This is a genomic window from Luteibacter sp. (assembly GCF_051958795.1).
Taxonomy (GTDB): Bacteria; Pseudomonadota; Gammaproteobacteria; order Xanthomonadales; family Rhodanobacteraceae; genus Luteibacter.
This window is the reverse complement of sequence record NZ_JBQCFT010000083.1, coordinates 1-8,425: the sequence shown is the minus strand read 5'-3', so window position 1 is coordinate 8,425 and position 8,425 is coordinate 1. Positions and strand designations below refer to the sequence as shown.

The 8,425-nt window shown below is 65.9% G+C and carries 10 protein-coding genes and 1 tRNA gene; 8 read left to right on the top strand and 3 right to left on the bottom strand.

Features of this window, described 5'->3' with window-relative positions; translation table 11 throughout:
* Positions 1-22: 22 nt before the first annotated feature.
* Together coaD and rsmD are read right to left on the bottom strand one after the other, a co-directional pair.
* Positions 23-526 (bottom strand): pantetheine-phosphate adenylyltransferase, encoded by a 504-nt coding sequence (gene coaD / locus ACTHLF_RS04425; protein ID WP_440325209.1) that lies wholly within the window; start codon positions 524-526, stop codon positions 23-25.
* A 27-nt stretch (positions 527-553) separates the two neighbouring features.
* Positions 554-1,123, bottom strand: a complete 570-nt coding sequence (gene rsmD, locus ACTHLF_RS04420; protein WP_440325207.1) for a 16S rRNA (guanine(966)-N(2))-methyltransferase RsmD — start codon at positions 1,121-1,123, stop codon at positions 554-556.
* Positions 1,124-1,187: 64 nt separating this feature from the next.
* Here rsmD and ftsY point away from each other — a divergent pair, with 64 nt between their 5' ends.
* The 6 genes from ftsY (at position 1,188) to ACTHLF_RS04390 (ending at position 5,811) form a co-directional block, all read left to right on the top strand.
* On the top strand, positions 1,188-2,357 hold the full coding sequence (gene ftsY, locus ACTHLF_RS04415) for a signal recognition particle-docking protein FtsY (protein ID WP_440325206.1): 1,170 nt from the start codon (positions 1,188-1,190) through the stop codon (positions 2,355-2,357).
* Between the two features lie 21 nt (positions 2,358-2,378).
* Positions 2,379-3,422 (top strand): membrane assembly protein AsmA, encoded by a 1,044-nt coding sequence (locus tag ACTHLF_RS04410; protein ID WP_440325204.1) that lies wholly within the window; start codon positions 2,379-2,381, stop codon positions 3,420-3,422.
* Positions 3,419-4,465: an A/G-specific adenine glycosylase gene (mutY, locus tag ACTHLF_RS04405; RefSeq protein WP_440325202.1), complete on the top strand. Its 1,047-nt coding sequence runs from the start codon at positions 3,419-3,421 to the stop codon at positions 4,463-4,465. Before ACTHLF_RS04410 ends, mutY begins: the two co-directional genes overlap by 4 nt.
* Positions 4,462-4,740: an oxidative damage protection protein gene (locus ACTHLF_RS04400; RefSeq protein ID WP_440325200.1), complete on the top strand. Its 279-nt coding sequence runs from the start codon at positions 4,462-4,464 to the stop codon at positions 4,738-4,740. The genes mutY and ACTHLF_RS04400 overlap by 4 nt, the downstream gene beginning before the upstream one ends.
* 66 nt (positions 4,741-4,806) lie before the next feature.
* Positions 4,807-4,882, top strand: a tRNA-Phe gene (locus ACTHLF_RS04395).
* A 194-nt stretch (positions 4,883-5,076) separates the two neighbouring features.
* Entirely contained in the window at positions 5,077-5,811 is a 735-nt protein-coding gene (locus ACTHLF_RS04390; protein ID WP_440325198.1) for a hypothetical protein, read from the top strand.
* A 12-nt stretch (positions 5,812-5,823) separates the two neighbouring features.
* Here ACTHLF_RS04390 and ACTHLF_RS04385 read toward each other — a convergent pair whose 3' ends face one another.
* Complete coding sequence (locus tag ACTHLF_RS04385) at positions 5,824-6,270, bottom strand: hypothetical protein (protein ID WP_440325196.1); 447 nt, start codon at positions 6,268-6,270, stop codon at positions 5,824-5,826.
* A 172-nt stretch (positions 6,271-6,442) separates the two neighbouring features.
* Between ACTHLF_RS04385 and ACTHLF_RS04380 the strand changes: the two genes are divergently transcribed.
* Positions 6,443-7,276 (top strand): endonuclease/exonuclease/phosphatase family protein, encoded by an 834-nt coding sequence (locus ACTHLF_RS04380; protein ID WP_440325194.1) that lies wholly within the window; start codon positions 6,443-6,445, stop codon positions 7,274-7,276.
* 80 nt (positions 7,277-7,356) lie between these two features.
* On the top strand, positions 7,357-8,373 hold the full coding sequence (locus tag ACTHLF_RS04375; RefSeq protein WP_440325193.1) for a proline iminopeptidase-family hydrolase: 1,017 nt from the start codon (positions 7,357-7,359) through the stop codon (positions 8,371-8,373).
* Positions 8,374-8,425: the final 52 nt, after the last annotated feature.

Sequence of the window (8,425 nt, the reverse complement as noted above, 5' to 3'; positions counted from 1 at the left end):
CTAATGATCATCACCTTTTTTTTCACGTGTTGCGCCAGCGGGGGCGCATGGCCTGTTGCACCGCCGGATGCACGAAGCCGGAAATATCGCCACCCAGGCGACCGATTTCACGCACGAGCGACGAAGAGATAAAGCTGTACTGCTCCGCCGGCGTCAGGAACATCGTCGCAACCCCGGGGATGAGATGCCGGTTCATGCTGGCCAGCTGGAACTCGTACTCAAAATCCGACACGGCACGCAGGCCACGCAGGATAACGCCGGCGCCGATTTCCGTGACGAAATCGGCCAGCAGGCAATCGAAGCCACGCACTTCCACGTTAGGCAGGTCGGCCAGGGCAAGCCGGGCCAATGCAATGCGTTCACCCAGGCTGAAACCCGGCCCCTTGTTACGGCTTTCCGCCACCGCGACCACGATACGGTCGAACAGGGGCGCCGCGCGCGACACGAGATCGGCATGGCCGTTGGTTACCGGGTCGAACGTACCCGGGTAAACGGCGAGGCGCGGATTGACCAGCGTAGGAGTCATGGACGGACGGATCGGGGAAATCGCGGGCTAGCTTAGCGGATCGACCGGGGTGCGGCGATAGAGGGTGTAGGCCACCTCCCCCGCCAGGCCCGAGCGGTGCACCTGCCACGTTTCAGGGACGGCTACGTGGCTGCCCCTGGGTGCCTCGACATAGATCCAGGCGGAAGGCGCCAGCCACCCGTGGCCTTCGAGGGCGGCCGCGGCCTGGTCCCAGAGGTCCCCGGCGAACGGCGGGTCCATGAATACGATGTCGAAGGGCTTACCGCCGGCCTTCAGCCAGCGCCCGGCATCATCGCCGACCACCGCCGCCTGGACCTTCAGGCGGGCCAGGTTCGCCTTCAGCGCCGACGCCAGGCGCACGTCGCGCTCGACGAACGTGGCCACTGAGGCGCCGCGGGACAGCGCCTCGATGCCAAGCGCCCCCGTACCCGCATAAAGGTCGAGGCACCGCGCGCCGTCGATCACGGGCTGCAGCCAGTTGAAAAGGGTCTCGCGGACACGGTCCGTGGTGGGGCGCAGGCCCGGCAGGTCCGGCACTTCCAGGCGCGAATTGCGCAGGGTGCCGCCGATGATGCGGATACGGCCGGTCGCGCTCATCGCTCAGCGGCCAGAGGGGGCGGGGGTGTTAGCATTCCGCCATTGTCTTTGAATCTTTCGCGCAATGCTCAAGTTCTGGAAGAAGAAGCCCGCCGAACCCGCTGCGACGCCCGCGGCACAGCCCGCCGAGGAGCGCGCTGCCCCGGCAGCCGACCCGGTCGCTTTCGACAGCATGCCGGCGACGGCCGAGGCGCTTGCCGAAACCGTGGCACCGGAGCCCGCGGCGCCGGAAGTCGAAGCCGAAGCCGAAGACACCGCGATCGCCGCCGAGGCAAGCCAGGCCCTGGCCGAGGCCGGGAGCGAGGCCGGGCAGCCCGCCGCGAAGCGGAGCTGGCGCGAGCGCCTGGCGGGCAGTGGCTTTGCGAAGAGCCTCACCTCCCTTTTCGTCCGCCATGCCCGCCTCGACGATGACCTGCTGGACGAGCTGGAAACGGCACTGATCACCGCCGACGTGGGCGTCGAGGCCAGCACCCGGCTGGTGGAGACGCTGCGCAAGCGCATGCACAAGCGCGAGTTCGCGGATGCGTCCGCCCTGCTCAAGGCGCTGCGCGATGAACTCGTCGGTCTGCTGAAGCCGTTCGAAAAGCCGCTCGATGTGACCACGCACGCCCCGTTCGTCATCCTGACCGTCGGCATCAACGGCGTGGGCAAGACCACCACCATCGGCAAGCTGGCCCGCCGGTTCAGCGATGAGGGGCGTGCCGTGATGCTCGCCGCCGGCGACACCTTCCGCGCCGCCGCGGTGCAGCAGCTGATGACCTGGGGCGAGCGGAACACGGTGCCTGTCGTCTCGCAGGGGCAGGATGCCGATGCGGCAAGCGTCATCTTCGATGCCCTCCAGGCGGCGCGTTCGCGCGGCACGAAGGTGCTCATCGCCGACACCGCGGGCCGCCTGCACACCCAGGGCGGGCTGATGGACGAGCTGGGCAAGATCGGCCGCGTGATGAAGAAACTCGATGCCACCGCCCCGCACGAGGTGCTGATGGTCATTGATGGCACCACGGGCCAGAACGCGATCAGCCAGGTGCGCCAGTTCCGCGACACCGCCGGCGTCACCGGCCTGGTGGTCACGAAGCTGGATGGCACGGCCAAGGGCGGCGTCATGTTCGCGCTGGCGCGCGAATTCGGCCTGCCCATCCGCTACGTGGGCCTGGGCGAAACCGCGGCCGACCTGCGCGTGTTCGACGCCGAAGCCTTCGTCGACGGCCTGCTGCCAGCCTCCCTCGGCGGCTGAGGGCACGGGGCCGCCGGCACGATGAATCGACTGCGCACCTTCCTGCTGGCGGCCGGCGGTTTCCTGGCCGCGCTGATCATCGCCGCGATCATCGCCACCTACGTGGTGCTCCAGCCCGATCGTTTCACCTCGCTGCTCCAGGCCCGCGCGAAGGCGGTAGGCCTCTCGCTGACCCTTTCGAGCCCTGCCACGCCCACGCTCTGGCCCAAGCCGGCGCTGGAACTGGATGGTGTGACGGTGCGAGGCCCGAACGGCGGCACGCCATTGATCGTCGCCTCGCGCGGAAAGCTCGTATTGCCCTGGCGCACCCTCATGGGTCGCGACACCAGCATCTCGCGGCTGGAAGTCGAAGGCGCGAGGATCGATATCGATGCGGTCGCCGCCTACCTCGATACCCTGCCCGAACGCTCCAGCACGGCGGGTGCCACGCTACCGACGATCGACGCCGGCTTCCGGATCAGCCGCGGCACCCTGCTCCGCGGCAACCGCCTCCTGCTTTCCGATGTGGAAGCCGATGCGGGCCGGCTTGCCAGCGGCCGCCGCTTCAGCCTCTCGCTCGCCGCGGATACCGCGGACGGACACCCATACCAGCTGGTCCTGGCGACGTTGCCGATCCTGCGTGCGGGGGTGCTTTCGCTGGATGACGTGACCCTCGACATCGCATCGCCGAATAACTTCGAGACGAACCTGAAAGGTTCCGCGACCTGGCGCGGTGGTGCCGACGTGGGCGCGTCGCTGGCCGGAAGGCTCGTGCGCGGACAAGGCGCGCCGTACACCGTCGCGTTGAACGTCACGCCTGCGAACCAGGAAGACCCGCTGTACGTCGCGCTGAAAGTCGATGGCGAGAGCGGGCACGCCGATCTGCGCGTGCCGCCCATCGCTCTTGCCGACTGGTGGGCTGGCATGCAGGCCGGTGGGCCGCCTGCCCTTCCGCCCATGCTCGGCAGCGCCGATGTGCAGGCGGTGGATGCGGCAGGCGTACAAGTGAAGGGCCTCCGTATTCGAGCCACCCCGAACGTACCCGTCTCCGCATCGACGACCGGCACAAGCGGCGCCGGGCCGTGAACCGCTTCGCCGAAGAACTGTTGCGCTGGTTCGATCACCACGGGCGCAAGGACCTGCCATGGCAGCACCCGCGCGATGCGTACCGCGTGTGGCTGTCCGAGATCATGCTGCAGCAGACCCAGGTCGTGACCGTCATCGGTTACTTCCAGCGTTTCGTGGAGCGCTTGCCGACGCTGCGCGACCTTGCCGCGGCCGATGAAGACACCGTGCTCGCCTTGTGGTCCGGCCTGGGCTACTACCGGCGGGCGCGCTTCCTGCACCGTGCCGCACAGCTCTGCGTTGAACAGCATGGCGGCGAACTGCCGCGCGATCTCGATGCGCTGATGGCACTGCCCGGCATTGGCCGCTCCACCGCGGGCGCGATCCTGGCGCAGGCGCATGGCCTGCGTTTCCCGATCCTCGACGGCAACGTCAAGCGCGTGCTCACCCGATATCACGGCATCGCGGGTTTCCCCGGCGAAAGTGCGATCGAGAAACGCCTATGGCAGCACGCCGATGAGCACACGCCTGCCGTGAGGACCGCCGATTACACGCAGGCGATCATGGATCTCGGTGCGACGGTGTGCGTGCGAAGCCGGCCTGCATGCCTGCTCTGCCCGCAGGCCGCGACGTGCGTGGCGCATCGTGATGGCCTCACCGCGGTATTGCCTACGGTGAAGCCCGGCAAGAAGATCCCGACACGCTCGGTCGCCATGCTGTTGCTACGTGACGCGAAGGGCCGGGTGTTGCTGGAACGGCGCGGGCCGGTCGGCGTGTGGTCCGGGCTGTGGAGCCTGCCGGAAGCAGCGGATGCCGACAGCGCCCCCGGTGCGGCAGCCGCCCTCGCGCGAGTGCGGGCCGCCGATCCCCTGCCCGCCTTCGTCCACGTGTTCAGCCATTACAAGCTGGACGTTTCCCCCATCCTGTTCGACCATGCGACCCCACTCAAGCGGGCGTCCGATGGCGCGGAGCGGCGCTGGTGCGCCCCCGGCGACCTTGCGGCGCTTGGCCTGCCGGCGCCCGTACGAACGCTGCTCGACCATCTTCCGGAGATCACCCCATGACCCACCTGGTCCAATGCGTAAAACTCGGCCGCGAGGCCGAAGGGCTCGACTTCGCGCCCTGGCCCGGCGAGCTGGGCAAGCGGATCTATGCTCATGTTTCCAAAGAAGCCTGGGCGCAGTGGCTGTCGCACCAGACCATGCTGATCAATGAGATGCGCCTTTCCCCGCTCGACCCGAAAACCCGCAGTTTCCTATCGGGCGAAATGGAGAAGTATTTCTTCGGTGGCGACGTCGCACAGCCCTCCGGTTATGTCCCGCCGGACGAAAAGGCTTGACGCCAGCCGCGGTAGCCGATTTAATACGCGGCTCCACACGCCGCAACGGATATTGCAGGCACTCGTGGCTCGGTAGCTCAGTTGGTAGAGCAGGGGATTGAAAATCCCCGTGTCGGCGGTTCGATTCCGTCCCGAGCCACCATTATTCAAAGCCCGCTCTTCGAGCGGGCTTTTTTCTTTGCCCCTCTCCCTGTAAGCCACGCTGACACGCCAGCGCGGGCGGCGACTACATGAGCGTGCCGTGTCGCTGACAAAGCGAGCGACGGGCGCCTACATACTCACGCAGATCGCCGTGGCATCGTGCTCCTCCGTTGAACCGATGGATCGAGGTGACGCATGAATGCCGAACTTGCCTGCGCGAGCGAACCCGACGCCTTCAGTTTGTCCGCCATTCTCATCCATGCGTCGCAGGCCCTTACCTATGATTGCACCGATACCGCCCCGGAGGCTGACACTCCCATGCTGGAAGTAATCCTGCGCAGCATCGACGACCGCCTGCGCGGCATCGACCATCGTTTCGACAAGATGGACATGCGCTTTGACAAGATGGACCAGCGCTTTGACGCGATGGACCAGCGCTTTGACGCGATGGACCGGCGCTTTGACGCGATGGACCGGCGCTTTGACGCGATGGACCAGCGCTTCGACAAGATGGACCAGCGCGTTGACAAGCTGGAAGATCGCGTCGGCGGCCTTGCCGTCGAAGTATCGGCGCTGACCACGTCCGTCGGCGCACTGGACGCCCGCATGTGCCGGGTCGAGTCCGGTCTGGACGCCGTACGGTCGGAGGTTGGCGCACTCGGCGAGCGAGTTGGCGCACTTGGTGAGCGAGTCACCCGCGTCGAAGAAGGCGTCAAAGGCTTCAACGACTGGCGCCCGGAGCTGAAGCTCGCCAACGATCGCACTGCAGAACTGGTCACGCAGGTGAGCGTCCTGGCCTACCGTATCCAGGTCATGCCAAGTTGGACACGGCTCGGCACGTTGGCGGCGGGTACCGCCGCCATCACCGGCGGAGTGGTCACATTCCTTTCGCAGGGCGGAGCTAGGCTGATCTCGCGCTGGTTCGAGTAGGAGATCGCTCGGTCAGCCTTCGACGTCCCTGCCCGCTTGCGCGCTGCATGTGCGCAGGGCGTCATCCACGATGGATAGCTCGTCCGTGACGGTACCGGGCGTGTTTCGCAGCAGGCTGGTGATGCGGGTATCCATGGCGGCGCGCAGGCGATCACGGGCCTCGAGCCCGCACGGCGTGCGCGGCTTCCACGCGGCCACCGTCTCCGCCTGCTTCCTGAGTGAGTCGAGCATCGCCTCGCGCGCCGGCGGCTGAGCCGCCTCAGTGCGAACCACCTGCGCACGCCACTCACTCACGACGCCATGCAGGTCGGCACCATCCGCCGTGATCGCCGCCGCATCGCGCTGGCGGGCGCCATGGGACGCCGTGAGGGCAAGGATCAGGGTCGTGACGGAGGCGAGGAAGGCGATGCCCACCACGACGATCACGGCCCGGCGGCCATTCGATTTCTGCTCCGCCATGGCGGGCTCCTGCGAGGTTTCAGATGGCCATTGTGCCTTACGACCGCGCTGGCCCGCCGGGCGCAACGACGGTCGCGACGATATGCCCCAGCCGCGGACCGTGACCTGGGTAACGCGCGGGCCGGGGATGACGCCGCTATAGTCGGGAGCTTCTCACCAGGAAGCCGACCGCATGCTCCGTTTGCGCAACCTCGCCCTGCTTGCCGCCGTGGCCGCCGCCTTCGCCGGCCCTCTTGCCGCCGAAGACCTGAAGGTGATGTCCTTCAACGTCCGCACCATCACCGGCCCGGATGGCCCCAACCGCTGGGAGATGCGCAAGGATCTCTTCGCCGACACCATTCGCCAGATGGACCCGGATGTCATCGGCACGCAGGAGCTGGGCCAGCAGCAGGGTGAAGATACGGTGGCCCGCCTTCCGCAGTTCACGTGGTTCGGCCGCGATCGCTTTGGCGCGCACAAGGATGAGCACATGGGCATCTTCTATCGGAAGGACCGGTTGAAGCTCATCAAGTCGGGCGATTTCTGGCTCTCCGATACACCCGATAAAGTCGCCAGCATCACCTGGGGCAATATCTTCCCGCGCATGGTGAACTGGGCTCTGTTCGAGCGGCTTTCGGACCATAAGCGCTTCTACCTGCTGGATACGCATTTCCCCTATCGCGATAGCGACGAAGAAGCCCGCTCGAAATCCGCGCACGAAATGGCCGAATGGGTGAAGTCCTTGCCGAAGGGCACACCGGTGATCATCACCGGCGACTTCAATACCGGGCCGGACAGCGAATCGCACCGCATGCTGACGGCGACGTTCAAGGATGCCTGGATGACCGCGTCGGACAAGAAGGGACCGGCGGAAACGTTCCATAACTTCACCGGCAAGGCGGACAAGCGAATCGACTGGATCCTTTACCGTGGCGTCGAAGCAAAGACCTTCGAGACCATCACGATCTCGAAAGATGGTCGCTATCCGTCGGATCACTTCCCCATCCAGGCCGATTTCGCCCTCTGACGCAATCTCACCCCTGGGTGGGTTGCGGGCCGTCTCGGCGAGAGGCGATAGTCGCGCCATCTTCCCGGGAGAGAGAGCCCATGCGCCGTTTCATCGCGTTAGTGTTGTTGGCTTTTACGGTGGTTGCGGCGCATGCCGCGCCACCGCCTTCGTACTTCGATAACACCGGCCGGGACGACGTCCTCGCCGGTGGCGTGAAGATGATCACGATCGACACGCCGAAGGGTAAGTTCAAGGTCTGGACCAAGCGGGTGGGCAACAACCCCACGATCAAGGTCCTGCTGCTGCATGGTGGCCCCGGCGCCACGCATGAATATTTCGAAGCTTTCGACAGCTACTTCCCGGGCCAGAGCATCGAGTATTACTACTACGACCAGCTCGGCTCCGCGTTCAGCGACAAGCCCACCGACGAATCGCTGTGGGATACGCCGCGTTTCGTGGAGGAAGTGGAACAGGTGCGCCAGGCCCTGCACCTGGACAAGGATAATTTCTACCTGCTCGGCCATTCCTGGGGTGGCGTGCTGGCCATCGAGTACGCGCTGAAGTACCAGCAGCACCTCAAGGGCTTGATCATCTCCAACATGGTCGACAGCATCCCGGCGTACAACACCTACGCGAAGACGGTGCTGATGCCCGCCATGGACCAGAAGAAGCTGGCCGAAGTGCAGCGCATGGAGCGCGAACACAAGACCGACGACCCGGCCTACATGGCGATCCTCGTCCCCATGCACTACGAACAGCACGTGCTGCGCATGCCGGCCGACCAGTGGCCCGAGCCGGTCAACCGCTCGTTCAGCCACCTCAACGAGCAGATCTACGTGTCCATGCAGGGCCCGAGCGAACTGGGCGCCAGCGGCAAGCTCCTGCACTGGGACCGCAGCAAGGACCTGGCGAAGATCAAGGTGCCCACCCTGGTCATCGGCGCGACGTCCGACACCCTGGCCCCGAAGTACATGGAGGCCATGTCGAAGAAGCTGCCGAACGGCCACTTCCTGTTGTGCCCCAAGGGCGCGCACATGGCCATGTACGACGACCAGCAGACGTACTTCACCGGGCTGGTGAAGTTCCTCAAGGATACGGATGGCGGGAAGGACTGAGGCAAGCCCATCGCGCGCAAGCGCGCTCCCACAAGGGCTGGGTCCGCCCTTG

Excerpts from the sequence above, each read along its gene's own strand:
- coaD (WP_440325209.1), bottom strand. The coding sequence starts at position 526 with ATGACTCCTACGCTGGTCAATCCGCGCCTCGCCGTTTACCCGGGTACG.
- rsmD (WP_440325207.1), bottom strand. The coding sequence starts at position 1,123 with ATGAGCGCGACCGGCCGTATCCGCATCATCGGCGGCACCCTGCGCAAT.
- ftsY (WP_440325206.1), top strand. The coding sequence starts at position 1,188 with ATGCTCAAGTTCTGGAAGAAGAAGCCCGCCGAACCCGCTGCGACGCCC.
- ACTHLF_RS04410 (WP_440325204.1), top strand. The coding sequence starts at position 2,379 with ATGAATCGACTGCGCACCTTCCTGCTGGCGGCCGGCGGTTTCCTGGCC.
- ACTHLF_RS04400 (WP_440325200.1), top strand. The coding sequence starts at position 4,462 with ATGACCCACCTGGTCCAATGCGTAAAACTCGGCCGCGAGGCCGAAGGG.
- ACTHLF_RS04390 (WP_440325198.1), top strand. The coding sequence starts at position 5,077 with ATGAATGCCGAACTTGCCTGCGCGAGCGAACCCGACGCCTTCAGTTTG.
- ACTHLF_RS04385 (WP_440325196.1), bottom strand. The coding sequence starts at position 6,270 with ATGGCGGAGCAGAAATCGAATGGCCGCCGGGCCGTGATCGTCGTGGTG.
- ACTHLF_RS04380 (WP_440325194.1), top strand. The coding sequence starts at position 6,443 with ATGCTCCGTTTGCGCAACCTCGCCCTGCTTGCCGCCGTGGCCGCCGCC.
- ACTHLF_RS04375 (WP_440325193.1), top strand. The coding sequence starts at position 7,357 with ATGCGCCGTTTCATCGCGTTAGTGTTGTTGGCTTTTACGGTGGTTGCG.